Here is a 26240-nt window from a genome sequence, read left to right as displayed (position 1 = left end):
CATGCTCGATTCCAAACTGTTACGTAGCAACCTTCAGGACGTAGCGGACCGCCTGGCATCCCGTGGCTTTGCCTTGGATGTTGCGCGCATCGAAGCGCTGGAAGAACAGCGCAAGACCGTCCAGACCCGCACCGAAGCGCTGCAGGCTGAGCGTAATGCGCGTTCCAAATCCATTGGTCAGGCCAAGCAGCGCGGTGAAGACATCGCGCCGCTGATGGCGGACGTCGAGCGCATGGGCACTGAGCTGTCTGACGGTAAAGTCGAGCTGGAAGGCATTCAGAGCGAGCTGGACTCGATCCTGCTGGGCATTCCCAACCTGCCGCACGAATCCGTACCGATTGGCGAAGACGAAGACGGCAACGTCGAAGTGCGCCGCTGGGGCACCCCGAAAGCTTTTGATTTCGAGATCAAGGATCACGTTGCGTTGGGCGAGCTGACCGGTGGCCTGGATTTCGAAACCGCCGCCAAAATGTCCGGTGCGCGCTTCGCTTTGCTGCGAGGCCCCATCGCGCGCATGCACCGTGCCCTGGCACAGTTCATGATCAACCTGCACACCGGCGAGCACGGCTACGAAGAAGCCTACACCCCGTACCTGGTGCAGGCGCCGGCGTTGATGGGCACCAGCCAGTTGCCGAAATTCGAAGAAGACCTGTTCAAGATCAGCCGCGATGGCGAAGCCGATCTGTACCTGATCCCGACCGCCGAAGTGTCGCTGACCAACATCGTGGCTGGCGAGATCCTCGACGCCAAGCAACTGCCGATGAAGTTTGTCGCCCATTCGCCGTGCTTTCGCAGTGAAGCCGGTGCTTCGGGTCGTGATACTCGCGGCATGATCCGCCAGCACCAGTTCGACAAGGTCGAGATGGTGCAAGTGGTTGAGCCATCGACCTCCATGGAGGCCTTGGAAGGCCTGACCGCCAATGCCGAACGCGTCCTGCAACTGCTGGAGCTGCCGTACCGCGTTCTGGCGCTGTGCACAGGCGACATGGGTTTCAGCGCCGTGAAGACCTACGACCTCGAAGTGTGGGTGCCGAGCCAGGACAAATACCGCGAGATTTCGTCGTGCTCCAACTGCGGTGATTTCCAGGCCCGTCGCATGCAGGCGCGTTTCCGTAACCCGGAAACCGGCAAACCGGAGCTGGTACACACCCTCAACGGTTCGGGCCTGGCCGTAGGTCGTACCCTGGTGGCGGTGCTGGAAAACTACCAGCAGGCCGACGGTTCGATCCGTGTGCCTGAGGTGCTTAAGCCGTACATGGCGGGCGTTGAGGTCATCGGCTAAATGGAATTTCTGCCGCTGTTTCATAACCTGCGCGGCAGTCGTGTGTTGGTCGTCGGTGGTGGGGAGATTGCCTTGCGCAAATCCCGGCTGCTGGCCGACGCCGGTGCGTTGCTGCGGGTGGTTGCTCCCCAGATCGAAGACCAGTTGCGTGAACTGGTGCTGGGCAGTGGCGGGGAACTGATTTTGCGCGGTTATCAGGAGCCCGACCTCGACGGTTGCACCCTGATCATCGCCGCGACCGACGACGAGCCACTGAACGCGCAAGTGTCCAGTGATGCCAAGCGTCGCTGCGTACCGGTCAACGTGGTGGATGCGCCGGCCTTGTGCAGCGTGATCTTCCCGGCGATTGTCGACCGTTCGCCATTGGTGATTGCAGTCTCCAGCGGCGGCGATGCGCCGGTGCTGGCGCGCTTGATCCGCGCCAAGCTGGAAACCTGGATTCCGTCCACCTATGGTCAGTTGGCCGGGTTGGCGGCGCGTTTTCGTGCCCAGGTCAAAGGTTTGTACCCGAATGTGCAGCAGCGCCGTGCGTTCTGGGAAGAGGTTTTCCAAGGTCCGATTGCTGACCGCCAGTTGGCCGGGCAGGGCGATGAAGCCGAGCGTCTGCTGATTGACAAGGTCAACGGCGCGCCGCCGCATGCGCCGGGCGAAGTCTACTTGGTGGGTGCCGGCCCAGGCGATCCTGACCTGGTGACCTTCCGTGCCTTGCGCCTGATGCAGCAAGCCGACGTGGTGCTGTATGACCGCTTGGTGGCGCCGGCGATTCTCGAACTGTGCCGTCGTGATGCCGAGCGTATCTATGTCGGCAAGCGTCGCGCCGACCATGCTGTGCCGCAGGACCAGATCAACCAGCAATTGGTGGACTTGGCCAAGCAAGGCAAGCGCGTGCTGCGCCTCAAGGGGGGCGATCCGTTCATCTTTGGCCGGGGCGGCGAAGAAATCGAAGAACTGGCGGCCCATGGCATCCCGTTTCAGGTGGTGCCGGGGATCACTGCGGCCAGTGGTTGCGCGGCGTATGCCGGGATCCCGCTGACCCATCGCGACTATGCGCAGTCGGTACGGTTTATCACCGGGCATTTGAAAAACGGTACCTCGGACCTGCCTTGGCATGATCTCGTTGGCCCGTCGCAGACCTTGGTGTTCTACATGGGGCTGATCGGTTTGCCGATCATCTGCGAACAGCTGATCAAGCATGGGCGTGCGGCGGATACGCCGGCGGCGTTGATCCAGCAGGGCACTACGTCCAACCAGCGCGTGTTCACCGGCACCCTGGCGGACTTGCCGCGCATGGTGGCGGAGCATGAAGTGCATGCGCCGACATTGGTGATCGTCGGTGAGGTGGTTATGTTGCGCGAGAAGCTGAAGTGGTTTGAAGGCGCTCAGTCCCAGGTCTGACATCGCTCGTTCCCACGCTCTGCGTGGTAATGCACCCTATGACGCTCCGCGTCATGCTTTTAAGAGCGGACGCAGAGCGTCCAGGGCGGCATTCCCACGCAGAGCGTGGGAACGATCATCATCAGTTCCAGACGCCTTTGCCACTTAATCTCTCACGATCATGCCCAACATCAAAACGCTGCAACGGCCCCTTCGGCACAACCCCCGTCGGGTTAATCGTGCGATGGCTCGCATAGTAATGCCCTTTGATATGGGCAAAATCCACCGTCTCGGCCACTCCCGGCCACTGATACATCTCCCTCAGCCAGTTCGACAAGTTCGAGTAATCGGCAATCCGCCGCAAATTGCATTTGAAGTGGCTGTAATACACCGCGTCAAAGCGAATCAGCGTGGTAAACAGCCGCACATCGGCTTCGGTCAGGTACTCATCGGCCAGGTAGCGATGCTCGCCCAGGTGCTGCTCCAGGTGATCCAGCTCGGCAAATACCTCATCAAACGCGCTTTCGTAGGCCTTTTGCGAGGTGGCAAAGCCTGCGCGGTACACGCCATTGTTCACGGCCGGGTAGATGCGATCGTTCAGCGCATCGATGCTCGGGCGTAACACCTCGGGGTAGAAGTCCAGGGTATTGCCGGTCAGTTGGTTAAACGCACTGTTGAACATGCGGATGATCTCCGCCGATTCATTACTCACGATGCGCTTGAGCTTTTTGTCCCACAGCACCGGCACGGTCACGCGCCCGGTGTAGTCGGCGGTGTCGGCGGTATAGCGTTGGTGCATAAAGTCGAAACCATCCAGCTTGTCGCCGGTAGAGCCGTGGGCCTTGTCGAAGGTCCAGCCGTTTTCCAGCATTAACCAGCTGACCACGGACACGCCAATCAGGCTTTCCAGGCCCTTGAGCTTGCGCAAAATCAGAGTGCGATGCGCCCAGGGGCAGGCGAGGGAAACGTACAGATGGTAGCGACCGGCTTCGGCCTGAAAGCCACCTTCGCCACTCGGCCCAGGCTGGCCGTCGTCGGTGACCCAGTGGCGGCGCTGCGCTTGTTCGCGCTGGAACGCGCCGTCTGCGCTACTTTCGTACCACTGGTCTTTCCAGTGTCCTTCGATCAGCAAACCCATGACTGGCTCCTTGGCTAATAAGCGTTGGAGCCCAGTCTAAAGGGATGAGTTCGAACTAAAAGCGCAAAGACCGGGCGTGAATAATCGATTAAATCGATTTGTCCCGTGCGTCCCAGTATTGCTGGGCCAATTCGAAGGCCTGCACGCGTGGGTGGCCGAGGCCGCGCAAGGCCAGGGCCATGGTGGCGATCAGGGCCAGTTGCGGGTAGCTGTCTTCGATATCGCCACGCCAGAGCGCCTTCAACTGTTCAGGCTCAAGGGTCGCGGGTTTGACATGGCGTTGAGCGGAGAGCGCAGGCCACTCTTCGTCCCAGCTTGCGCCGCCGGTGGTGCCATACAGGTGGCTGATCGTGTCCGGGTTGATCTCGACCTCGCCGCCATCGCCTTTGACCACAATCACGTTGTCGCCAAGCAGGCCGCTGGCATCGCGGTGCACGCCCTGGTAGCCAGGGTGGAAAATACTTTGCAGGCCGCAACGGGCGCTCAGCGGGTTGAGCAAGCGCGCCAGCGAGTGGATCGGCGAGCGCAGGCCCAGGGTGTTGCGCAGGTCGATCATGCGCTGCAATGGCGGCGCCCAGTCACCCAGCGGGATAAACGCCAGGTTGCCTTGCTCAAAAGCCGTCTCGACCTGCTGCCAGTTACGGCACAGCGGGATTTGCAAACCTTCCAGCAATTGCTCGGTGTACAACCGGCCAGCGGTATGGGCGCCACCGCCATGCATAAGGATGCGTACACCGTTTTGCGCCAGGCACTTGGCTGCCAGCAAATACCACGGCAGGTGGCGCTTTTTACCGGCGTAGGTTGGCCAGTCGACATCCACGTTCAGTGCCGGCGCATTCAAACGCTCGCGCACGGCCTCGGTGAAACCGGCGAGTTCTTCCGGGCTTTCTTCCTTGTGGCGCAGCAACATCAGGAAGGCGCCGAGCTGGGTGTCTTCGACTTTTTCGTCGAGCAGCATGCCCATGGCTTCGCGGGCTTCCTCACGGGTCAGGTTGCGCGCGCCGCGTTTGCCTTTGCCCAGGATGCGCACGAACGGCGCAAACGGGTGCTCGGCAGGGGTTTCAAGGGTCAGCGGGGCAAAGTCGGTCATAAGCAATTCGTCGGCCTGGGCAGGCCCGCCAGCTTGGCGGCGAGTTTGGCGGGAGTGCCGTTAAACAGTTTGTTTAAGTGCAGGCTGTTGCCCTTTTCCGGGCCCAGCTTCAAGGCGGTGTACTTGATCAGCGGGCGCGTGGCGGGGGACAGCTGGAATTGTGCATAGAAACCGCGCAGCAGTTCGAGGATTTCCCAGTGCGCGGCGGTCAATTCCAAGGGTTCGGCTGCGGCCAAGGCTGTGGCGACCTCGGCGGACCAGTCATTCAGGTCGACGAGGTAGCCGTCCTTGTCCAGTTCGAGGGTGCGTGAACCTACGGTCAAGGTGTTCATAGCCAGGTGTTGACCTTGTCGTAATCGATCGACAGCTGCACAAAGCCTGGGTAGTCCACGCTGTCGGCCCAGTCCGGCAGCGGCAAGTTGCGCGCCTGCATGTCTTCGGCCAGCACAAAGACCTTCAGGCCCTTGGTTTGCAGGGCCGGGTTGTGCAGGCCATAGGCGCCGTCGCCGCACAGCAGGATCGCGTCGGCGGCGCCGCACACGCGCAGGCAACTGGCGAGGCGGCTGTCGGTAAACGGGGAGTGAGACACCACATGTAAAGTCGACATCAGAGGGTAATCACCTGGTCGTAACGGTCAATCAGCTTGGAAATATCGTTGCTGCTCATGGCTTGAGCGCTGGCGGGAGGTGTGAGCCCGCGCTCGGCCAGGCTGTGGCTGCAGGCGAACACTTCATCAATGCCGAACAGGCCCAGTGCCTGCAGGTTGGCGCTGAGGTCTTTTTGCTGCACGGCCTTGGCGTTTTGGTGCGGCGCCAGTTGAAACACGCCGTCGTCCATAAACAGCAGGCCAATCGGCAGATCGAACGCGCCACCGGCCAGCACGATATCCAGTGCTTCACGCGCACTCGGCCCGGACCACGGTGCCTGGCGGCTGATCACCAATAAGGATTTGGACATGTCACGGCCCTCCAAAACAGATCAGGCGGTCGGCGGCCTGGGCGGCGTCATGCAACTGCCCAAGGCCCGACAGCGCCCACGGCGCAGCCAGGTTCACCGCGCTGCGTTGATAACGCGTGGCTTCTTCGTTGTTCAGCACGCCACGGCGCAAGGCCGCGGCGATGCACACCACGGCGTCGAGCTGATGCTGGCTGACGAACTCGCGCCATTGCCGGGCGATGTCTTGCTCATCCTGGGGCGCAACGATGTTATTGGCGGCGCTGTACACGCCGTCCTGATAAAAAAACAGCCGCACAATCTCATGCCCACCGGCAATCGCCGCCTGGGCGAACAGCAAGGCGCGGCGCGAGGAGGGCGCGTGGGCGGCGGAAAACAGCGCAATCGCAAACTTCATGGAGCACTCTGCAAATAAACGTGGGCCAATGATAAAGCCGCCGCCGCGAAAAAGCCCGCCGTGATCAAAACGGTCACTGTCGCTGATCGTTCTGACGATTGCCGGTAGCGCCAAGCCTGCCTACGCTGTGGGCATTCAAAACCGAATTGGAGTGCTCATGTCAGGTCCCTTGGCGTCCCTCAAAGTGCTGGATTTTTCCACCTTGCTGCCTGGCCCCTTCGCGTCCTTGATGCTGGCGGACATGGGCGCAGAAGTGTTGCGCATCGAATCGCCCACGCGCATGGACTTGTTGCGGGTCCTGCCGCCCCATGATCAGGGCACGTCGGCGAGCCATGCCTACCTCAATCGCAACAAACGCAGCTTGGCGCTGGACCTCAAGCGGGCCGAGGCGCTGGAGATTGTGCGGGCGCTGGTCAAGGACTACGACATCGTCCTGGAGCAGTTCCGCCCTGGGGTGATGGAGCGTCTTGGGTTGGGTTATGCGGCGTTGAAGGCGATCAATCCCAGGCTGATTTATGTGTCGATCACCGGCTACGGTCAGACGGGGCCTTATAAGGACCGCGCTGGGCACGATATCAACTACCTCGCGCTGGCGGGCATCGCCAGTCACACCGGGCGCCAGGACAGCGGGCCACTGCCGCTGGGCGTGCAATTGGCGGATGTCGGCGGTGGCTCGCTGCACGCGGTGGTGGGTTTGCTGGCGGCGGTGATTGCGCGGCAGCACAGCGGGGTCGGCCAATACCTGGACGTGAGCATGACCGATTGTTCGTTCAGCCTGAACGCCATGGCCGGCGCCGGTTACCTGGCCTGTGGGGTCGAGCCGGGTTGGGAAACCCATGTGCTTAACGGTGGCAGTTTCTATGATTACTACCGCTCCCGGGATGGGCGCTGGATGTCGGTCGGTAGCCTGGAACCCGCTTTTATGCAGCAAATGTGCGCGGCCTTGGGGCGGCCGGAGTTGGCAGCGCAAGGCCTGTCTCCCCAGCCGGAACAGCAAAAAGCCCTCAAGCGGGCGCTGCAGGTTGAGTTTGAAAAGCGCAGCTTTGATGAATTGTGCGAGCTGTTTGCCGGGGTGGATGCGTGTGTGGAGCCGGTGCTCCGTTTGAGTGAAGCGGTGGAGCATCCGCAGTTGAAAGCGCGGGAGTTGGTCAGCCAGGTGCCACGCGGCGATGGCTCGGCCCAGGCGCAAATCGCCTGCCCGTTGAAATTTTCAGAGGGGTTGCCAGAGCCTCGGCATATTGGTGCGGCGGTGGGGGCGCATACGGATGAAGTGTTGGCTGAGCTGGGGATAGATGCTCAGCGGATAGCCGAGTTGCGTCGTGCCAGGGTGGTTGGGTAGGGCCTGGGCGAGCGCTATCGCAGGCAAGCTAGCTCCCACATTGATAGGCGGCGCGGTCAAAATGTGGGAGCTAACGTGTGTGCGATGGGCATGGGTATCTACGCAACTTTTTATGGGGTGAATTCTTGGGTTGTCGCGGGGGCGCGGGGTACATATCCGTTATTTGGGTAACGGCTGCTATGGGTTCCGCCCTTACGGCGGGTCACTTTGGAAAAAGCCCCAAAAGTAACCAAAGGGCTCTTGCCCCACCACTCGGCACCTCGCCTAGGCTCGGTGTGCCCTCACTCCGGCTTTGGACCGTGGGCCGCCGCCATGGGCCATCCTTGGCCCATCGCGGCTAAACCGGCGTCCTGCCGGTTTACCCCCGCTCAAAGCCTGCGTTCGGCCAGCGTGGTTTAACGGGGCGCCTAAGATCAAGATCAAAAGCAAGAGCACGGCGGCCTAGTAGCCGACCTGAGTGGTTAGATCAAAAGCACTGCCGAGGCGGCCTGACAGCCGACCTGATATGTGAAACTGAACTCAATCTAATGTGGGAGCTGGTTTGCCTGCGATGGCATCAACTCGGTGTACTTGATGAACCGAGGTGCCTGCATCGCAGCGGTGCGGCGATCCGACAAGCCAGCTCCCACAGAAAAGTAGAGCACCGCGGTCTGGCAGCCGAACTCGGTCAAAATTGTGGGAGCGGGCTTGCTCGCGAATGCGGTGGGGCAGTTACACATGAGCTGGCTGACCCACCGCATTCGCGAGCAAGCCCGCTCCCACATTGGGATCTCAGTACATCAGACAGAGAGTGTACTGCCGTGCTTTTGCTGTGCTTTTGCCCTGCTTTTGCTTCTACCACTCAGGTCGGCTACCAGGCCGCCGTGCTCTTGCTTTTGATCTGCTTTTGATCTTGATCTGAGGCGCCCCGTTAAACCACGATGGCCGAACGCAGGTTTGAATCCGTGGGTAACCCGGCAGGACGCCGGGTTAGCCGCGATGGGCCAAGGATGGCCCATGGCGGCGGCCCACGGATTCAAACCGGAGTGAGGGCATGCCGAGCCCAGGCGAGGCACCGAGTGGTGGGCAAGAGCCCTTTGGTTACTTTTGGGGCTCTTTTCCAAAAGTGACCCGCCGTAAGGGCGGAACCTAAGTCGCCGTTACCGCAGCAACGGATATGTACTCATATCTACCTAAAAACTCGTCATCGGCCTAGCACGACACAAAAAGGATACCGATGCTGCGATGGGGCCATCACAGACACCAGCAATCACTCCACCCGAGTTTCCCCGGTGTACGCCAAGGTATGCCGGCAGCGCCGACACAAATACCGTCGCCCCTGGTTTACCAACCCATGGCGCTGGGCCGAAAACGGGAAATCACTGTCGGCACACGGGCAGCGGTAGATATACCGGGTCACTTGCCGACGTTTGATTTCATAGGTGTGGCAGCGATCCGGCGGCAGTTCGTAAACCCCACGCATGATCAATTGCCATTCCTCACCATGGGGCTGAATGCGCTCGCCAAACAATTGGTGGGCGATCAGGTGCGCCACTTCGTGGGCCACGGTCTGTTTAAGGAAATGTTGACTGTTTTCGCGGTACAACTGTGGGTTGAAGCGCAGCAGGTTCTCGTGCAAATGCGCGACACCGGCCTTCTGGCCCCGCAGCTTGAGGCTGACCTGGGGGCGTTTGAAGCTTCGTTTAAAAAAGGATTCGGCTTGCAGGAAACAATCTTCGACGCGGGTATTGAGTTGCTCGGGCATGCTGACCATCTCTCCAGAGGCGTCCAGTATGCCGCAAAAGCCGGTGTTTCCGAATCTGTCAGGCGCCGAATGGTCATGCATAACGCACAAAGCCACCTTGCGGTGGCTTTGCCTACGGTTTTATCCGCCTAGTTGGTGTAAATCGGACCAACGCCCAAGCCCCAGACAATCACGGTAAACGCCATGATTGCCACCAGCACCACCAAACCTACAGCGAGCACTGAACTGGAAAACAGGAAGCCCTCGTCGGGGTCGATGCTCATGAACGTTGGCAGCCCGACATAGAGCAGGTACACCGTGTAACAGATAGCCGCTGTGCCCACGACCATCCCCAGCCACATATGCGGATAGAGCGCTGACAGCCCGCCGATAAACAGCGGTGTCGCGGTGTAGGTGGCAAACGCCACACAGCGCGCCATGCTGGGGCTGGCGTCGTAGGTACGGGCCATCCAGTGAATGAACGCGCCCATCACCGCCACGCCGCCGAGCATGGCTGCGTACGACATGATCGTCATCCACAACGCACTTTCCTGGGTCAACATGACCGGGGCACGGTTGCCGATGACCCAGCCGACCTGTGTGGTGCCGATAAACGCGGAAACGGCGGGGATCGCCGCCAGAATCAGGGTGTGAGTGAGGTACATGTGGCCGATACTTTCTTCTTTATCGCCACGAATTTCCCGCCATTCCTGGTCGGGATGGGTAAACAGCCCCACGACGTGATGGATCATGCCAGTCACTCCTGTCGTTATTACCATCGCCCCCCATCGGAGCGCCCACGGGCCAAATGGCCTCAAAGGTCCTGGATAGTTATATGCGACCTTAAGTCGCAGTATAGGAAGTGATGACCGGAAAAACTGTAGGGCTTTAGAGCAAATTGCGCTGTAAACAGTGGCGCTAATCGCGCTGAGGTCTGTCAGTAATGACTCGGTCGACTGTGGGCGCTGGCTTGCCTGCCCCCACATTGGAACTCGGTCAGTCATGAAGGTAAAATAACCGGCTTTTCGTCACACACCTTTAGCGGATCCAAGCGCCATGGGCACTCTTACGGTCAACCAGAACAAACTGCAAAAACGCCTGCGTCGCCTGGCCGGTGAAGCGGTCGCCGATTTCAACATGATCGAGGAGGGCGACAAGATCATGGTCTGCCTCTCCGGCGGCAAAGACAGCTACACCCTGCTTGACGTACTGCTGCACCTGCAAAAGGTCGCACCGATCAAGTTCGAGATCGTCGCCGTCAACATGGACCAGAAACAACCAGGCTTTCCCGAGCACGTGCTACCGGCCTATCTGAAAGCATTGGGCATCGAGTACCACATCGTCGAAAAAGACACCTACTCGGTGGTCAAGGAGCTGATCCCGGAAGGCAAGACCACCTGCTCGCTGTGCTCGCGCCTGCGCCGTGGCACGCTGTACACCTTTGCCGATGAGATCGGCGCGACCAAGATGGCGCTCGGTCACCACCGCGATGACATCGTCGAAACCTTCTTTCTCAATATGTTCTTCAACGGCTCGCTCAAGGCTATGCCGCCCAAGCTGCGCGCCGATGACGGGCGCAACGTGGTGATCCGCCCGCTGGCGTATTGCAACGAGAAGGACATCCAGGCCTACTCCGACCTCAAGCAATTCCCGATCATCCCGTGCAACCTGTGCGGCTCCCAGGAGAACCTGCAGCGCCAGGTGGTCAAGGACATGCTGGTGGACTGGGAGCGCAAGACCCCGGGCCGTACCGAAAGCATCTTCCGCAGCCTACAGAATGTGCAGCCGTCGCAGTTGGCTGACCGCAACCTGTTCGACTTCACCCGCCTTAAAATCGACGAGACTGCCGCCTCGCGTTTCGTCAATGTTGTGAACCTCTAAGACGTTTCAACGCTCTGAAAGACGGCGCTCACGGGCGCCGTTTTCAATTCAATTGCCAGGAGAGGGCATGCGCGATTACAAGTGGCTGCACGAATATTGTCTGAACCGCTTCGGTTCAGCGGCCGAGCTGGAAGCCCACCTGCCTGTACCCAAGACCCCGGCGCAATTGCGCAAGATCAGTGATGATCGCTACCTCTCGACCCTGGCGCTGCGCGTATTCCGTGCAGGCTTGAAGCACAGCGTGGTGGACGGCAAGTGGCCGGCGTTCGAGCAGGTTTTCTTCGGCTTCGACCCGGAAAAGGTCGTGCTGATGGGCGCCGAGCACCTGGAGCGGCTGATGCAGGACACGCGCATCATCCGTCACCTGGGCAAGCTCAAGAGCGTACCGCGCAATGCGCAGATGATCCTCGACATCGAGCAGGAAAAGGGCAGCTTCGGCGCGTTTATCGCCGAGTGGCCGGTGACCGATATCGTCGGGTTATGGAAATACCTGAGCAAGCACGGCCACCAGTTGGGCGGGCTGTCGGCGCCGCGTTTCTTGCGCATGGTGGGCAAAGACACGTTTGTGCCGAGCTATGACGTGGTGGCGGCGTTGAATGCGCAGAAGATTGTCGACAAGGCGCCAACCAGCCTGCGGGATTTGGCCGCGGTGCAGGGCGCGTTTAACCAGTGGCATGCCGAGAGTGGGCGGCCGATGTGCCAGTTGTCGATGATGTTGGCTTACACCGTCAACCATTGAGACCGAGGTGATGCCTTCGCGAGCAAGCCCGCTCCCACATTCGACCGCATTCCAAAGGATGTACGCGGACAAATGTGGGAGCGGGCTTGCTCGCGAAGACTGACTATCAGGCGCCGAATCTCTATCAGGCCTCAGCCAACCGCCGATTCAACTGATGCCGCCACCGCACATACAACAACGCGGTGCAAAACACCGCCAGGCTCGCGAGCATTTCCAGCACCCCGAACCACTGTCGGTTCGGGTCATACGCGGCCAGCGCGCCCTTGATGAAATACAAATTCACCGCAAAGCACATCCACGAATGCCCGCGTGCGCTGCCCAGCAGCATCCCCGGCGCCAGCACCAGCAGCGGCACCAGTTCGATCAGCAGGATCACCCACGGGCGCGCGCCGTGCAGGTCGGCGATGAACAGGTAATACCCGCACAGCAACCCCACCAGCCCAAGAAACGCCAGCAGGCTCAGCGCGCGTGCGACCTTGACCCGGGGTTCCAGCCACGCCTGGGGCGGTAGGACCTTAGGCTTTCTGGCCACGGCCGTTCTCCAGCAGTGTGGCGGTGTTGGCCAGGCGCAGGCCGAGGGCGCGGCACAGGGTGATTTCGTGCGGGTCGAGCAGGCGCTTGCCGTCGGGCCCGGCGTGGTGGCTGGCGCCATACGGCGTGCCGCCGCCCTGGGTGTCGAGCAGCGCTTGTTCGCTGTAAGGCAGGCCAGTGATCAGCATGCCGTGGTGCAGCAACGGCAACAGCATCGACATCAGCGTGGTTTCCTGGCCGCCGTGCAAGCTGGCGGTGGAGGTGAACACGCCGGCCGGCTTGCCGACGAGGGCGCCGGTCAGCCACAGGTTGCTGGTGCCGTCGAGGAAATACTTGAGCGGCGCGGCCATGTTGCCAAAACGCGTCGGGCTGCCAAGGGCCAGGGCCGAGCAGTTTTTCAGATCATCGAGGCTTGCATACAGCGCGCCTTCGTCCGGAATGCTTGGCGCCACGGCTTCGCACTCGGTAGAAATCGCCGGCACGGTACGCAGTCGCGCTTCCATCCCGCCCTGCTCGATGCCCCGGGCAATCTGCCGGGCCATTTCGCTCACCGAGCCATTGCGGCTGTAATACAACACCAGCACATACGGCGCGGTCACGGCAGCAGCTCCAGCACGTTTTCCGGCGGGCGGCCAATGACGGCTTTATCGGCGGTTTCCAGGATCGGGCGTTCCATCAGCTTGGGATGTTCGGCGATGGCAACAATCAGTTGCGTTTCACTGAGGCTGGCGTCGGCCAGGTTGAGGGTTTTGTATTCGTCTTCGCCGGTGCGCAGCAGTTGGCGCGCGCTGATGCCCAGTTTGGTCAGCAGGGCCTTTATTTGCGCGGCATTCAGCGGCGTTTCCAGGTAGCGTACGACGGTGGGATTCAGGCCGCGGGCTTCCAGCAGTTCGAGCGCACCGCGGGATTTCGAACAGCGCGGGTTGTGATAAAGCGTCAGATCGGTCATGTGCGGGTCGCATCTTGCGTAAGGTGGCGGGTATTCTACCTGCGCAGCGTCCCGTCCTTAAACCGTAAGAGGCGATAGGTCGCAGCCAACGTTCATTTTTTGCGAAGGATTACCCCATGACAAGGCGACTGATCGGTGCATTGGCGATCATCACAACCCTGCTGCTAAGCGGCTGCGGTAACGACTACGGCGTTGACCAGTACGGCAAGAAAGTCGCGTCCGAACGCTTGGACAAGCAATGGGCGGTGGTCAACTACTGGGCCGAATGGTGTGGCCCGTGCCGCACGGAAATTCCGGAACTCAATGCCCTGGCCGAGCAGTTGAAAGGGCAAAACGTCGGCGTGTTCGGGGTTAACTTCGACAATGTGCAGGGTGAAGAGCTCAAGGCCGCCAGCGAGAAGCTGGGAATCAAGTTCACCGTGCTGGCCCAGAACCCTGAAGCGATTTTTGATATTCCGCGCAGCGAGGCATTGCCGGTGACCTACATCATTGATGACAAGGGCAAGGTGCGGGAACAGTTGATGGGTGAGCAGACGGCGGAAGGGGTGCTCGCCAAACTTAAAGCCTTACGCGGTTAAAAGTGTTGGAGTGGGCTTGCCTGCGATGCGGGCGACCCGGTACGTCTGTGATACCGAGTCGATGCTATCGCAGGCAAGCCAGCTCCCACAGAAAGCCAGTTTGCAATTAAGGCGATCAGCCTTCTTCAAGCCACAACCGAATAGGCTTGCCTTCAGCCGGCCAGAAGCGCGTCTGTTCAATCGGCGAGATATCCCAACGCTGCACGCCTTGCAGGGCCTGGAAGAAGCGGTGCTCCTGCTCCATCAAGGCCTCGGCGCAGAGTTTGCGGGTGCTGCCGATCTTGCCGAAGTTCAGCTTTTTACCCTCGACGGTGTACGGTGCAAACCAGTGGTTGCAGCCGCCATTGCCGTAGGCGCGACCATCGGCGCCGAGGGTGACGGTCAGGTGCGCGTAATCCATCAGCGGCCGTTCGCCAATCCATTCCACCACGTAGCTGTGGTCCTGCTTGAGCTTCACCGCATCGCCGGCGCAGCCGGTTAGGCCAACCCCGACGGCCGCGAGTAGAAGCAGGCCTTTCATTGCGCGGCCTGCTGGCATTTCGGGCAGCGGTGCTTGTCGCCTTCGCTGGCCCAGCCCAGTTCCTTGATGCGCGCGTTGGCAGCCGGCTGCAGCGGCTCTTTGGTCAGCTTGGTTTCCACCGCGAATTCAAACTCCAGCACGCTCTCGCAGCTGTCGCAATTGACCTTCCAGGTGTGAATCTCCAGCTCGCCGAACTTCGGCCCGTGGGCCATGGCGACCCATTGGCCCGCCGGGCGGATGGAGTAGCGCGCGTCACCTTCGACGGTCAGGCGCATCGACAGGGTTTTACTGCCGCGTAGGGTGACGATCAGCACGTCGCCGTGCTTGATCGAGCCACCGTTGCCAGTGACTTGATAACGGCCCGGCACCAGGGCGCGGCATTCGATCAGGGTGTGTTGCGGGCTCAGCAAGCTGAAGCGGAAATCGTGTTCGGCCATGGATCCTCCAAATAGGCGCGGCATCCTATCACGGGTGCCGGCCCATCATGAGCCTGGTATGTGACCGCTGATCAACCTTCGACTCGATTTTGCGGCTGGCCCAAGGCCCATGCGGCAATGTTGCTCAACGTGGTGCCGGCAATCGCCGCCAGGGCCTCGCGGGTAAGGAACGCCTGGTGCGCGGTGATGATTACGTTGGGGAAGGTCAGCAGGCGCGCGAGTACGTCGTCCTGCAGCGGCAGGTCGGAACGGTCCTCGAAAAACAGCTGGGCTTCCTCCTCGTATACATCTAACCCCAGGTAGCCGAGCTGGCCGTCCTTGAGCGCTTCGATCAAGGCCGGGGTGTCCACCAGGCCGCCGCGACCGGTGTTGATCAGCATCGCACCACGTTGCATCTGTGCCAGGGAACCGGCGTTGATCAGGTGTTTGCTGTCGGCGGTCAGCGGGCAGTGCAGGCTGATGATCTGTGCTTGCGCCAGCAGCTCGGGCAGGCTTACGTAGTGGGCGCCGAGGGCCTGGACCTGCGGGTTGGGGAAGGGGTCGTAGGCCAGCAATTGGCAGCCGAACCCGGCCATGATCTTGGCGAAGGTGGCGCCGATCTGCCCGGTGCCGACCACGCCGACCGTTTTACCCACCAAGTCGAAACCGGTCAGCCCGTGCAGGCTGAAATCGCCATCGCGGGTGCGGTTGTAGGCGCGGTGCAGGCGGCGGTTGAGAGCGAGGATCAGGGCCACGGCATGTTCGGCCACCGCGTGGGGCGAGTAGGCCGGCACGCGCACGATGGTCAGGCCTAGGCGCTGGGCGGCGGGCAGGTCGACATGGTTGTAACCGGCCGAGCGCAGGGCAATCAGGCGGGTGCCGCCTTTGGCCAAGTGCTCCAGCACCGGGGCGCTGAGGTCATCGTTGATAAAGGCGCAGACCACTTCGTGGTGTTCGGCCAGGGCCACGGTGTCGAGGTTGAGCCGGGCGGGCTGAAATTGCAGCTCAATGCCTGCCGGCAGCGGCTCGCCGAGAAAACTGTCGCGGTCGTAGGTCTGGCTGCTGAAAAGAATGACGCGCATGAAAAAAGCTTCCTGCTCTCACTGAATAAATACATAACCTTTGTGGGAGCGGGCTTGCCCGCGATGGCGGCGCCTCAGTCGCATGGGGAGTTGACTGACGCACCGCTATTACGGGCAAGCCCGCTCCCACAGAGAAGCTTTAGACGCTGACGCGCGCCTCACTGGCCAACCGGGCAATCGCCATGTCCAGCTCATCCAAGGCGGCCATGGCCTTGGCATCGTCTTGCTTGAGCAAGGTTTCTGCGCGTTGGCAGGCGGCGCGCAATTGCGGCACGCCGCAGTAGCGCGTGGCGCCGTGCAGGCGGTGGACACGTTCAATCAGAGCGTTGTTGTCATTGGCTTCGCGCGCAACGGTAATCGCCAGGCGGTCGGCTTCCAGAGACGCCAGCAACATGGCGAGCATATCGGCGGCCAGGTCGGCCTTGTTGGCAGCCAGGCGCAGGCCTTCCTCATGGTCCAGCACCAGCAGTTTTGTGCTGGCGCCCAGGCCGTCGGCCGCGCGATCCGGGCCTTGGTTGCGTAGGGCCAGGCCGGTCCATTTCAACACCACTTGGGCTAGTTGGCGTTCGCTGATGGGTTTGGTCAGGTAATCGTCCATGCCGCTTTGCAACAGGGCGCGTTTTTCGTTGGCCATGGCGTGGGCGGTGAGGGCGACTACCGGCAACGGCGTGCCGTGGCGCTCGCTTTCCCACTGGCGGATTGCCTCGGTGCTTTGGCGGCCGTCCATGCCGGGCATTTGTACGTCCATCAATACCAAGTCGAACGTTTCCTGCTTCACGGCGTCGACAGCGGCATAACCGCTTTCCACCGCCTGGACCTTGGCGCCCATATCTTCGAGCAGGGTTTGCACCAGCAGCAGGTTGGCAGGGTTGTCGTCCACGCAAAGTACGCGTGGCGCACGGCTGGACAGTGGCTCGCCGGGTTCGTTGCGCGTAGGGCGTGGGCTGATCAGGTCGGCGAGGGCGCGACGCAGCTTGCGTGTGCACGCAGGCTTGGCCTGCAATTGGCTGTTGGGGTTGGGCACCGATTCGTTGAACAACATCTGTTCGGTGGTCGGGCACAGCACCAGCACTTTGCAGCCCAGGTGCTCAAGGTCCCACAGGTGCTGGTTGAGGCGCTCGGGCGGAATGTCATTGGCGGTCACGCCGAGTACCGCCAGGTCAATCGCCTGTTCAGTTTGATGCGCGCTGGTGATGCCGTTGGTCAGGCTTTCCAGGGTGTTGAATGGCGTGACTTCCAGGCCGCAGTCTTCCAGCTGATGTTGCAGCGCCTGGCGTGCCAGTTCGTGGTTTTCCAGCACGGCCACGCGGCGGCCGAGCAGCGGCGGGGAGGGCAGATCGTCGACGTCGTCGCGGGTCTTGGGCAGGTTAAGGCTGATCCAGAATTCCGAGCCTTCGCCCGGTGTGCTGTCGACGCCGATTTCGCCGCCCATCTGCTCAATCAACCGCTTGGAAATCACCAGGCCCAGGCCGGTGCCGCCCGGTTGGCGCGACAGCGAATTGTCGGCCTGGCTGAAGGCTTGGAACAACGCGCGTACATCTTGGTTCGACAGGCCAATGCCGGTGTCCTGCACGCTGATGCGCAGTTGCACGCTGTCTTCCTGTTCGTCCTCGATCATCGCCCGGGCCACGATGGTGCCTTCGCGGGTGAACTTGATCGCATTGCTGATCAGGTTGGTGAGGATCTGCTTGAGGCGCAACGGGTCGCCGACCAGCGCCAGCGGGGTGTCGCGGTACACCAGGCTGACCAGTTCGAGCTGCTTGGCATGTGCCGCGGGTGCGAGGATGGTCAGGGTGTCTTGCAGCAAGTCGCGCAGGTTGAACGGCACGCTGTCGAGGACCAGCTTGCCGGCTTCGATTTTTGAGAAATCAAGGATTTCGTTGATGATGCCCAGCAGGTTGTCGGCGGACTTTTCGATGGTGCCCAGGTAATCCAATTGGCGCGGCGACAGTTCGCTTTTTTGCAACAAGTGAGTAAAACCGAGGATGCCGTTGAGCGGCGTGCGGATTTCATGGCTCATGTTGGCCAGGAACTCCGACTTGATACGGCTGGCTTCCAGGGCTTCCTTGCGTGCCAGGTCCAGTTCGATGTTCTGGATTTCGATGGTTTCCAGGTTCTGGCGCACGTCTTCAGTGGCCTGGTCGATGCTGTGTTGCAGTTCTTCCTGGGCATTTTGCAGGGTCTCGGCCATGCGGTTGATACCCGAAGCGAGCTGGTCCAATTCCTGGCTGCCCAACGGCGGCAAGCGGGTTTCCAGGTTGCCGTCCTTGAGTTGAGCCACGGCCTGTTTGATCTGGCCGATCGGTGAGTTGATCGTGCGGCTGATGCGCATTGCCAGCGCCGCGGTGCAGATCAGGCCGATGGCGATCAATAGCAGGCTGGCGAACAGGCTGCGATAGCCACGCAGCAGCATGCCATTGTGCGACAGTTCCACCTCGACCCAACCCAGCAGGCGGTCGGCTTCATCGGGAATCAACTCGCCCGCGAGGTTGCGATGGCGGCCAAACACCGGTAGCAGGTAGCGCGTAGCGTCATTGCCGGTGCGCTGCAGCAGGTGGGAACTGTTGCCGATGGGCGGCTGGTTGAGCATGGTCGGGCCGGCGTGGGCCAGGGGCGAGCGGTCCGGCGCCAGGAACGACACGGCGCGCACGTCCGGTTGTTCCAGGGATTGGGTGGCGATGCGTTCCAGCAAGTCCGTGTTTTTACTGCTCAGGGCCGGGGCCACCAGCGGCGCCAGTTGTTCGGCGATCATTTCGCCGCGTTGCAGCAACTGGGTTTGCAACTCCGAGAGCTGCATCCAGGTGAAATAGCCCCCCAACAACAGGGCCATCAGGCTGGTCGGTAACAAGGTCAGCAACAGTACGCGGCCTTTTATCCCCATTCTTCTAAGCACGCCACTCTCCTGCTACCACATGGTTTTCAATTATCCACGCGGGCATCCGGCCCACGCCACCTGCGCAGTGTAGCCATTTGCGCAGTCTGGAATCTCGCAAATTAATCACAGAGCGCAATCTTCGGGCCATTGGGGGCCGGGTGGCGATTGCCTGTGGCCGTTTAATCTTGAATAATCGGCCATTGAGAATGACTTGCAGACGCTAATGAATCCCGCAGTTGGCTTACCCAGTATCCTGACAATCGAAGATGACCCTGTGCTTGGCGCCTACGTCCATGAGCACCTGGGTCGCTGTGGCTTCCAGGTTACCTGGTGCCAGGACGGCCAGCAGGGCCTGCAAATGGCCCGCGATCAGGCGTTTGACGTAGTGTTGATGGATATCCTGCTGCCTGGGTTGGACGGGTTGTCGATCCTCACGCACCTGCGCCAGAGCCATGCGACCCCGGTGATCCTGATGTCGGCCCTAGGCGCGGAAGCCGATCGCGTCAGCGGTTTTCGCCTCGGCGCCGACGACTACCTGCCCAAGCCGTTCAGCATGATCGAACTGCGGGTGCGCATCGAAGCCATCCTGCGCCGCGTGGCCCTCGACCGCCGTTCGTTGCCGAGCCTCTCGCCGCCACGCGACGACACCCGCACGCTGCGCTTTGACGATCAATTGTGCGACGTCTTTTATCAGGGCCACTTTGCCGGGCTGACTCGCAGCGAATATCGCCTGCTGGAAACCCTGCACCGTAATGCCGACGAAGTCCTCAGCAAAGCCTTCCTCTATCAGCACGTATTGCAGCGTGGTTACGCAGCCCACGACCGTAGCCTCGACATGCATATCAGCCAGATTCGTCGCAAGCTCAAGGCCATCGGCTACGTCGAGCAAGAAGTGCGCACGGTGTGGGGCAAGGGCTATGTGCTGAGCGGTCATGATGAAGCGCTTTGAGCGGCTGCTCAAACAGTTGCCCGGTAAGCATTCGTTATTCTGGAAGCTCGCCTGCCTGTTGATTGCCTTCTGTTTGCTGATGATCTGGCTCAGTTGGTCCTGGGGCCGGTACATGGAACAGCAAAATGCCTACCTGGCCGACGAGTCGCGCGAGATTCTGCGCAGCTATGCGGCCGGTGCCGAGCTGGCGTGGAGCACCCAGGGCAGTGCGGGCGTCGATGCCTGGCTGCAACTGATGGCCACGCGCGAAACCACGTGGATCGGTGTGATCGGCAATGACTTGCAATCGTTAAGCAGCACACCGTTGAGTAACAAGGAAAGCCAGCGTTTGACCTTCTTGCGCGGGCTGGAGTGGCCGGTCAGCCGGCATGTCAAAGGCCTGCCGTGGTTGAAAATCCCGTTTCCAGTGGACCCGGGCGTCGGCTCGCTGGTGATTGAATTGCCGCAACGCTTCAAGCCTGGGCGCTATCAACTGTTCTGGCGGGTGGTAACCAATGGCGTGATCCCCGGCCTGTTTACCTTGTTGCTGTGCGTGGGCCTCTATCGCCTGCTGATCATGCCCCTTAACCAACTGCGCGAGCAGGCCAATGCCTGGCGCGCTGATCAATTGCACACGCGCATGTCTCGCGAGGCCACCAGTCGCCAGGATGAGTTGGGCGAGCTGGGCCGCGCCTTTGATCACATGTCCGAGCGGTTGCAGGGCACGGTGGTGTTGCAGCAACAGCTGTTGCGGGACATGTCCCATGAACTGCGTACGCCGCTGAGCCGTTTGCGCGTGGCCTGTGACAGCGAGCAGGATCTGGCGCAGTTGCGCGAGCGGCTGGGGCGCGAAGTCGACGCCATGCAACGGCTGGTGGAAGACAGCCTGCAACTGGCCTGGCTGGACAGCGAAAGAACCCCGCTGCCCAATGAAGAGATTCAGCTCCAGGCGTTGTGGGACATGCTCCGGGAAAACGCCTGTTTTGAAAGTGGCTGGCCAGCCTCGCGCTTGCCTTGCCTGTTGGCGGGCGACTGCTGGGTGCGCGGCAACCTGAATGCACTGGCCCAGGCCGTGGAAAATATCCTGCGCAACGCCATTCGGCATTCTCCCGCGCACGGGCTGGTCACGCTGGACGGGTGCCGAGAAGGTGATTATTGGCACATCTGGCTGGAGGATCAGGGCGGCGGCATTGATGAGCAAGACCTGGAACGTATCTTCGCGCCCTTTACCCGTTTGGACGGCTCACGGCCCGGTGATGGCGGTTTTGGGCTGGGCCTGAGCATCGCGCGCAACGCCGTGCAGCGCCAGGGTGGCCGCTTGTGGGCGGAAAATACCGGGCAAGGTTTGCGGGTGCATCTGCGCCTGCTGGCCCGATAATCTTCAAGCACGGCGCTGTTTGCGTTTCTTCCACTGGTGCGCAACCCACCAACGCCAATAGCCCATGGTCAGGCAATAAGCCAGTGCGCCCAGCACCACCCCCAGCACCACCGAGCCCAGCAGAAACGGCTGCCACAGCGTGCTCAACTGGCTGCTGATCCATTCCCAGGTCAGGTGGTCGGGCAGGCTGCGCGGCGGCACATTCATCAGCCAGGCGCCGGTCATGTAGGTGCAAATAAACACTACCGGCATGGTGATCGGGTTGGTCAGCCATACCAGGCTGACGGCGATGGGCATATTGCCGCGCACCGCAATCGCCAGGAACGCCGCCAACAACATCTGCAAGGGAATCGGGATAAATGCCGCGAACAAACCCACCGCCATGGCGCGCGCCACCGAGTGCCGGTTCAGGTGCCAGAGGTTGGGGTCATGCAGCAGCGTGCCGAGAAATCGTAAGGACTTGTGTTCCCTGATACTCGTGGGATCGGGCATGTACCGTTTGAATAAGCGCCGGGGCATAAGGGGTCCAGGTCAGTTCGAGGGGCAAGTATGCCCGCATTCTATAAACAGAAAATTCAGACTTTGTGACAAAACATCATAGTCGGTGCTGGGTACCCGACTAAGACTGAGTGGACCACAGGAAAAGGATGATTCATGAGAACAGGGATGTTTGCGCTCGGACTTGGACTGCTTTCACTGCGATTTTTCCCGTCTCTACCGCCGGCCGGATGGCTACTGGCGATGTTGGCGGTGGCCTTGATGCTGTTGCCTTTTCGCACCCACCCGCTGGCGTTCTTCCTCGTGGGCTTGTGCTGGGCCTGTATCAGCGCGCAGTGGGCGCTGGATGATCGCCTCAAGCCAGCGCTGGATGGGCAAACGCGCTGGGTGCAGGGGCGTGTGATCGGGTTGCCGCAGCAGACCAGCACCGGCGTGCGCTTCGAACTGGCCGACAGCCGGTCGCGCACTGCGCGAGTGCCCAAGCGCATCCGGGTGTCCTGGCACGGTGGCCCGCGGGTCAACAGCGGCGAGTATTGGCGCTTGGCGGTGACGTTGAAGCGGCCATCGGGGTTGCTCAATTTTCATGGCTTTGACTACGAGGCCTGGCTGCTGGCCCAGCGCATCGGCGCAACCGCCTCGGTAAAAGACGGCCAGCGCTTGGCGCCGGCTCGCAACGCCTGGCGCGACAGCCTCCGCCAGCGCCTGAAAGCCGTGGATGCCCAGGGCCGCGAGGCTGGCCTGGCGGCACTGGTGCTGGGCGACGGCTCAGGGCTGGCCGCTGAAGATTGGCGGGTGCTGCAGGACACCGGAACCGTACACCTGCTGGTGATTTCCGGCCAACACATCGGTTTGTTGGCGGGGCTGATCTACGGCTTGGTGGCCGGGCTGGCGCGCTACGGTTGCTGGCCCCGAGCCATGCCGTGGCTGCCGTGGGCGTGCGGCCTAGCGTTTGCCGCCGCGCTGGGGTACGGCTTGCTGGCGGGGTTTGGCGTGCCGGTGCAGCGGGCATGTGTGATGGTCGGGTTGGTCCTGCTCTGGCGTTTGCGCTTTCGGCATTTGGGCGTCTGGTGGCCGTTGTTGCTGGCGCTCAATGGCGTGCTGATATTGGAACCATTGGCCAGTTTGCAGCCAGGATTCTGGCTGTCGTTTGCCGCCGTTGGGGTGCTGGTGCTGGCCTTCAGCGGGCGCCTGGGGCCATGGAACTGGTGGCAAGCATGGACGCGTGCGCAGTGGATGATCGCCATCGGCTTGTTTCCAGTGTTGCTGGTGCTCGGCTTGCCCATCAGCCTCAGTGCGCCCGTGGCTAACGTGTTTGCCGTGCCGTGGATCAGCCTCGTGGTGTTGCCCTTGGCGCTGGTCGGGGCTGTGCTGCTGGCGGTACCGTTTGTGAGCGAGGGCTTGTTGTGGCTGGCCGGCGGGGCGTTGGATGGGCTGTTCAGGGGCTTGGCACTGCTGGCAGGGCAGCGCCCGGCCTGGATACCGGCCGAGGTGCCCTTGGGTTATTGGTTAGTGAGCCTGGCGGGCGCGGTACTGCTGCTGTTGCCCAAAGGCGTGCCGTTTCGGCTGCTGGGCTGGCCGATGCTATTGCTGGCGGTCTTCCCGCCCAGGCAACTGGTGCCTCATGGGCAAGTAGAAGTGACGCAGTTGGATGTTGGCCAGGGGCAAGCGCTGATCCTGCGCACACGCCACCACACGCTGCTTTACGACGTAGGGCCGCGCTCGGGGGCATTTGACCTGGGTGAGCGCGTGGTACTGCCTGCGCTCAGAACGCTCGGAGTAGGGGCGTTGGACATGATGGTGATCAGCCATGCTCACGCTGATCATGCCGGCGGCGCGGCCGCGGTTGCCCTTGCGCTTTCGGTAAAGCGCGTCGTCGGTGGCGAAACCGAAGGGTTGCCGGCATTGCTTGCCACACAGCGCTGTATCAGCGGTGAGCAGTGGGAGTGGGATGGCGTGTCATTTGAGCTGTGGCAGTGGCCTGGCGCCACTAGTAGCAACCCGAAATCCTGTGTGTTGCGGGTACAGGCTAACGGTGAACGACTGCTGCTGACCGGCGATATTGACCGCGCCGCCGAACAGGCTTTTCTCGCATCTCCCTTGGCCGTACCGACCGATTGGCTGCAAGCGCCGCACCATGGCAGTCGCAGCTCTTCGTCCGAGCCCTTCCTGGCGCGGCTTGCGCCTAAGTCGGTGCTGATTTCCCGTGGCCGTGGCAACGCATTCGGTCATCCCCATCCGCAGGTGATGCAGCGTTATCAGGCACTCAGCAGCCGGGTGTACGACAGCGCCGAGCAAGGTGCCGTACGTCTGCAACTGGGCGCATTTCAATCACCTGTTGTTGCGCGCGGTCAACGCCGTTTCTGGCGTGAAGCGTTACCGTGACTCGGCGTTACCAGTGGCCGAGGCCCGCGCCGGGCGGGTCTATGGCTGACGAGCCCCGCCGGCGAACCTATATGGTAAAGTGGCGCACTTTTTCGAGGGGACATTCACTGTGTGGGAATTGGTCAAATCCGGCGGCTGGATGATGTTGCCGATCATCATGAGCTCCATCGCCGCACTCGGCATCATCGCCGAACGCCTGTGGACCCTGCGCGCCAGTCGCATCACGCCTGAGCATCTGCTGGGCCAGGTCTGGGGCTGGATCAAGAACAAGCAACTGGACAAAGACAAGCTCAAGGAACTGCGCGCCAATTCGCCCCTGGGTGAAATCCTCGCCGCGGGCCTCGCCAACTCCAAGCATGGTCGCGAGATCATGAAAGAGTGCATTGAAGAGGCGGCCGCACGGGTCATCCATGAAATGGAGCGCTACATCAATGCGCTCGGCACCATCGCCGCCATGGCGCCGTTGCTTGGCCTGTTGGGTACGGTGCTGGGCATGATCGATATTTTCAGCTCGTTCATGGGCTCGGGCATGATCACTAACGCCGCCGTGTTGGCCGGCGGTATCTCCAAGGCCTTGATCACCACGGCTGCGGGCTTGATGGTCGGCATTCCCTCGGTATTTTTCCACCGGTTCCTGCAGCGCCGCATCGATGAACTGGTGGTCGGCATGGAGCAGGAAGCCATCAAGCTGGTGGAAGTGGTGCAGGGCGATCGCGATGTCGATTTCGTCGAGGGCCGAGTGTGAAATTTCGCCGTAAGCAACGGGAAAATGTTGATATCAACCTCGCGTCGCTGATCGACGTGGTGTTTATCCTGCTGCTGTTCTTTGTCGTCACCACCACCTTTACCCGGGAAACCCAGCTGCGTGTCGACTTGCCGGAAGCGGTGAGCGGCTCGCCGGCCGAGGACCAGGAAGTCAAGCAACTGGACATCGCCATCAGCGCCGACGGGGTGTTTTCGGTGAATAACCAATTGCTGGAGAAGAACGACCTCACCAGCCTGATGGACGCCCTGCAGAAAGAATCCGGCGGTGATACCAAAATGCCTCTTTCCATCAGTGCTGATGGCAAAACCCAACATCAAGCGGTGATCACCGCGATGGATGCCGCCGGCAAGCTCGGCTTCACCCATCTGCGCATGACCACCGTTGAGGCGGCGGCGCAACCCTGATGGCCCTGTCTGATCGTTTGCTCAAGGCGTGGTACGAAGGGCATCCGGCACTGACGCTGCTGCGGCCGCTGGAGTCGTTGTATCGTCGGGTGGTGCAACGCAAGCGCGCGCGCTTCCTGGCAGGCGAGGGCGAGATCTACCAGTCACCGGTGCCGGTGGTGGTGGTCGGCAATATCACGGTGGGCGGGACGGGCAAGACGCCGTTGATCCTGTGGCTGATCGATCACTGTCGGCGCAGTGGCTTGCGCGTCGGGGTTGTCAGTCGTGGCTATGGGGCCAAGCCGCCGCAGTTGCCATGGCGGGTCGAGGCCAGCCACAGCCCTGAAGTGGCTGGCGATGAACCCTTGTTGATCGTGCAGCGCAGCGGCGTGCCACTGATGATTGATCCAGACCGTAGCCGCGCGGTAAAAGCGCTGCTGGCCAGCGAGCCACTTGACCTGATCCTCTCCGATGACGGCCTGCAGCATTACCGACTGGCCCGCGACCTTGAACTGGTGCTGATCGACGCCGCCCGCGGCTTGGGCAACCGCCGCTGCCTGCCAGCCGGGCCGCTGCGCGAGCCAGTGGAGCGTTTGCAGAGTGTCGATGCGTTGCTCTTTAACGGCGCCGATGCTGATCGCGAGGGCGGGTTTGCCTTTCGCCTGGTGCCCACGGCACTGATCAACTTGAACACCGGTGAGCGCCAGCCGACCGATTATTTTCCGCTGGGCCAACAGGTGCATGCGGTTGCAGGTATCGGCAACCCGCAACGTTTCTTCAATACCCTTGAAACGCTACACTGGCGGCCGATACCCCATGCTTTTGCCGACCACGCGCCCTACAGCGCCGAGGTCTTGAATTTCACGCCGTCGTTACCGCTGGTCATGACCGAAAAGGACGCGGTGAAGTGCCGCGCCTTTGCTCAGCCCGACTGGTGGTACCTTGCGGTGGATGCGGTACCGTCGCCCGCATTTGTTGCCTGGTTCGACACGCAACTGATGCGCTTGCTGCCTGCCCGACTCTTGCCTTAAATCGCT

Annotated in this window: 28 protein-coding genes; 12 read left to right on the top strand and 16 right to left on the bottom strand. The window is 61.3% G+C overall.

Going from position 1 to position 26240, the window contains the following annotated elements; genetic code table 11:
* Position 1: 1 nt before the first annotated feature.
* Positions 2–1282 (top strand): serine--tRNA ligase, encoded by a 1281-nt coding sequence (serS, locus tag KZH41_RS18455; protein ID WP_094950637.1) that lies wholly within the window; start codon positions 2–4, stop codon positions 1280–1282.
* Complete coding sequence (gene cysG / locus KZH41_RS18450; RefSeq protein ID WP_094950638.1) at positions 1283–2677, top strand: siroheme synthase CysG; 1395 nt, start codon at positions 1283–1285, stop codon at positions 2675–2677.
* A 121-nt stretch (positions 2678–2798) separates the two neighbouring features.
* Here the strand turns inward: cysG and KZH41_RS18445 are convergent, their stop codons facing one another.
* The 6 genes from KZH41_RS18445 to tusD all read right to left on the bottom strand — a co-directional run bounded on the left by KZH41_RS18445 (position 2799) and on the right by tusD (position 6235).
* The gene (locus tag KZH41_RS18445; protein WP_263273443.1) at positions 2799–3794 is read right to left on the bottom strand and encodes a glutathione S-transferase family protein; all 996 of its coding nucleotides are present in this window, start codon (positions 3792–3794) and stop codon (positions 2799–2801) included.
* An 88-nt stretch (positions 3795–3882) separates the two neighbouring features.
* On the bottom strand, positions 3883–4884 hold the full coding sequence (locus KZH41_RS18440; protein WP_094950640.1) for a glycosyl transferase family protein: 1002 nt from the start codon (positions 4882–4884) through the stop codon (positions 3883–3885).
* Complete coding sequence (locus KZH41_RS18435) at positions 4881–5216, bottom strand: TusE/DsrC/DsvC family sulfur relay protein (protein WP_094950641.1); 336 nt, start codon at positions 5214–5216, stop codon at positions 4881–4883. The genes KZH41_RS18440 and KZH41_RS18435 overlap by 4 nt, the downstream gene beginning before the upstream one ends.
* Positions 5213–5491, bottom strand: a complete 279-nt coding sequence (tusB, locus tag KZH41_RS18430; RefSeq protein ID WP_094950642.1) for a sulfurtransferase complex subunit TusB — start codon at positions 5489–5491, stop codon at positions 5213–5215. Before tusB ends, KZH41_RS18435 begins: the two co-directional genes overlap by 4 nt.
* Positions 5491–5841 (bottom strand): sulfurtransferase complex subunit TusC, encoded by a 351-nt coding sequence (tusC, locus tag KZH41_RS18425; protein ID WP_094950643.1) that lies wholly within the window; start codon positions 5839–5841, stop codon positions 5491–5493. Before tusC ends, tusB begins: the two co-directional genes overlap by 1 nt.
* A 1-nt stretch (position 5842) precedes the next feature.
* Entirely contained in the window at positions 5843–6235 is a 393-nt protein-coding gene (tusD, locus tag KZH41_RS18420) for a sulfurtransferase complex subunit TusD (RefSeq protein ID WP_263273439.1), read from the bottom strand.
* A 157-nt stretch (positions 6236–6392) separates the two neighbouring features.
* On the opposite strand from tusD, the gene KZH41_RS18415 reads away from it, so the two are divergent.
* Positions 6393–7574, top strand: coding sequence for a CaiB/BaiF CoA transferase family protein (locus tag KZH41_RS18415; RefSeq protein WP_263273438.1), 1182 nt, complete (start codon positions 6393–6395; stop codon positions 7572–7574).
* 1249 nt (positions 7575–8823) lie between these two features.
* Here KZH41_RS18415 and KZH41_RS18410 read toward each other — a convergent pair.
* Positions 8824–9318: a SprT family zinc-dependent metalloprotease gene (locus KZH41_RS18410; RefSeq protein WP_263273436.1), complete on the bottom strand. Its 495-nt coding sequence runs from the start codon at positions 9316–9318 to the stop codon at positions 8824–8826.
* A 128-nt stretch (positions 9319–9446) separates the two neighbouring features.
* On the bottom strand, positions 9447–10049 hold the full coding sequence (locus tag KZH41_RS18405; RefSeq protein ID WP_094953776.1) for a Yip1 family protein: 603 nt from the start codon (positions 10047–10049) through the stop codon (positions 9447–9449).
* A 304-nt stretch (positions 10050–10353) separates the two neighbouring features.
* Here KZH41_RS18405 and ttcA point away from each other — a divergent pair, with 304 nt between their 5' ends.
* Positions 10354–11178 carry a tRNA 2-thiocytidine(32) synthetase TtcA gene (gene ttcA / locus KZH41_RS18400; protein WP_094953775.1) on the top strand — a complete coding sequence of 275 codons (825 nt, stop codon included), beginning with the start codon at positions 10354–10356 and terminating at the stop codon, positions 11176–11178.
* Positions 11179–11245: 67 nt separating this feature from the next.
* Positions 11246–11917 carry a DNA-3-methyladenine glycosylase I gene (locus tag KZH41_RS18395; protein WP_263273434.1) on the top strand — a complete coding sequence of 224 codons (672 nt, stop codon included), beginning with the start codon at positions 11246–11248 and terminating at the stop codon, positions 11915–11917.
* A gap of 124 nt (positions 11918–12041) precedes the next feature.
* On the opposite strand, the gene KZH41_RS18390 is transcribed toward KZH41_RS18395, so the two are convergent.
* Genes KZH41_RS18390 through arsC form a run of 3 tightly spaced genes read right to left on the bottom strand, consistent with a single transcriptional unit; the run spans position 12042 to position 13397 of the window.
* Positions 12042–12449, bottom strand: coding sequence for a DUF2069 domain-containing protein (locus KZH41_RS18390; RefSeq protein ID WP_094953773.1), 408 nt, complete (start codon positions 12447–12449; stop codon positions 12042–12044).
* Entirely contained in the window at positions 12433–13047 is a 615-nt protein-coding gene (wrbA, locus tag KZH41_RS18385) for an NAD(P)H:quinone oxidoreductase (protein ID WP_263273432.1), read from the bottom strand. The genes KZH41_RS18390 and wrbA overlap by 17 nt, the downstream gene beginning before the upstream one ends.
* Entirely contained in the window at positions 13044–13397 is a 354-nt protein-coding gene (gene arsC / locus KZH41_RS18380; RefSeq protein WP_094953771.1) for an arsenate reductase (glutaredoxin), read from the bottom strand. The genes wrbA and arsC overlap by 4 nt, the downstream gene beginning before the upstream one ends.
* Before the next feature lie 116 nt (positions 13398–13513).
* Between arsC and KZH41_RS18375 the strand changes: the two genes are divergently transcribed.
* Entirely contained in the window at positions 13514–13975 is a 462-nt protein-coding gene (locus KZH41_RS18375) for a TlpA disulfide reductase family protein (RefSeq protein ID WP_094953770.1), read from the top strand.
* A 115-nt stretch (positions 13976–14090) separates the two neighbouring features.
* Here the strand turns inward: KZH41_RS18375 and KZH41_RS18370 are convergent, their stop codons facing one another.
* The 4 genes from KZH41_RS18370 to KZH41_RS18355 all read right to left on the bottom strand — a co-directional run bounded on the left by KZH41_RS18370 (position 14091) and on the right by KZH41_RS18355 (position 18886).
* Positions 14091–14495 (bottom strand): META domain-containing protein, encoded by a 405-nt coding sequence (locus KZH41_RS18370; RefSeq protein WP_094953769.1) that lies wholly within the window; start codon positions 14493–14495, stop codon positions 14091–14093.
* Positions 14492–14932, bottom strand: a complete 441-nt coding sequence (locus tag KZH41_RS18365; RefSeq protein ID WP_094953768.1) for a hypothetical protein — start codon at positions 14930–14932, stop codon at positions 14492–14494. Before KZH41_RS18365 ends, KZH41_RS18370 begins: the two co-directional genes overlap by 4 nt.
* Before the next feature lie 71 nt (positions 14933–15003).
* The gene (locus KZH41_RS18360) at positions 15004–15993 is read right to left on the bottom strand and encodes a 2-hydroxyacid dehydrogenase (protein ID WP_263273429.1); all 990 of its coding nucleotides are present in this window, start codon (positions 15991–15993) and stop codon (positions 15004–15006) included.
* A 139-nt stretch (positions 15994–16132) separates the two neighbouring features.
* Positions 16133–18886, bottom strand: a complete 2754-nt coding sequence (locus tag KZH41_RS18355; RefSeq protein WP_242150557.1) for a response regulator — start codon at positions 18884–18886, stop codon at positions 16133–16135.
* Positions 18887–19091: 205 nt separating this feature from the next.
* Between KZH41_RS18355 and KZH41_RS18350 the strand changes: the two genes are divergently transcribed.
* A complete protein-coding gene (locus KZH41_RS18350; protein ID WP_263273427.1) occupies positions 19092–19817 on the top strand; it encodes a response regulator transcription factor in 726 nt (241 codons plus the stop codon).
* Complete coding sequence (locus KZH41_RS18345; protein ID WP_094952295.1) at positions 19804–21174, top strand: sensor histidine kinase; 1371 nt, start codon at positions 19804–19806, stop codon at positions 21172–21174. Before KZH41_RS18350 ends, KZH41_RS18345 begins: the two co-directional genes overlap by 14 nt.
* A gap of 3 nt (positions 21175–21177) precedes the next feature.
* On the opposite strand, the gene KZH41_RS18340 is transcribed toward KZH41_RS18345, so the two are convergent.
* On the bottom strand, positions 21178–21693 hold the full coding sequence (locus KZH41_RS18340; RefSeq protein ID WP_094952294.1) for a DUF2062 domain-containing protein: 516 nt from the start codon (positions 21691–21693) through the stop codon (positions 21178–21180).
* 135 nt (positions 21694–21828) lie between these two features.
* On the opposite strand from KZH41_RS18340, the gene KZH41_RS18335 reads away from it, so the two are divergent.
* The 4 genes from KZH41_RS18335 (at position 21829) to lpxK (ending at position 26234) form a co-directional block, all read left to right on the top strand.
* Positions 21829–24054: a DNA internalization-related competence protein ComEC/Rec2 gene (locus KZH41_RS18335; protein WP_263273424.1), complete on the top strand. Its 2226-nt coding sequence runs from the start codon at positions 21829–21831 to the stop codon at positions 24052–24054.
* Positions 24055–24163: 109 nt separating this feature from the next.
* Positions 24164–24799 carry a MotA/TolQ/ExbB proton channel family protein gene (locus tag KZH41_RS18330; RefSeq protein WP_263273422.1) on the top strand — a complete coding sequence of 212 codons (636 nt, stop codon included), beginning with the start codon at positions 24164–24166 and terminating at the stop codon, positions 24797–24799.
* A complete protein-coding gene (locus KZH41_RS18325) occupies positions 24796–25224 on the top strand; it encodes an ExbD/TolR family protein (RefSeq protein WP_094952291.1) in 429 nt (142 codons plus the stop codon). The genes KZH41_RS18330 and KZH41_RS18325 overlap by 4 nt, the downstream gene beginning before the upstream one ends.
* A complete protein-coding gene (gene lpxK, locus KZH41_RS18320) occupies positions 25224–26234 on the top strand; it encodes a tetraacyldisaccharide 4'-kinase (protein WP_263273421.1) in 1011 nt (336 codons plus the stop codon). The genes KZH41_RS18325 and lpxK overlap by 1 nt, the downstream gene beginning before the upstream one ends.
* The last annotated feature ends 6 nt before the right edge of the window (positions 26235–26240 follow it).

The sequence above is a fragment of the Pseudomonas sp. YeP6b genome, from assembly GCF_025642995.1.
Taxonomy (GTDB): domain Bacteria; phylum Pseudomonadota; class Gammaproteobacteria; order Pseudomonadales; family Pseudomonadaceae; genus Aquipseudomonas.
This window is presented reverse-complemented; position numbering and strand designations above follow the sequence as displayed.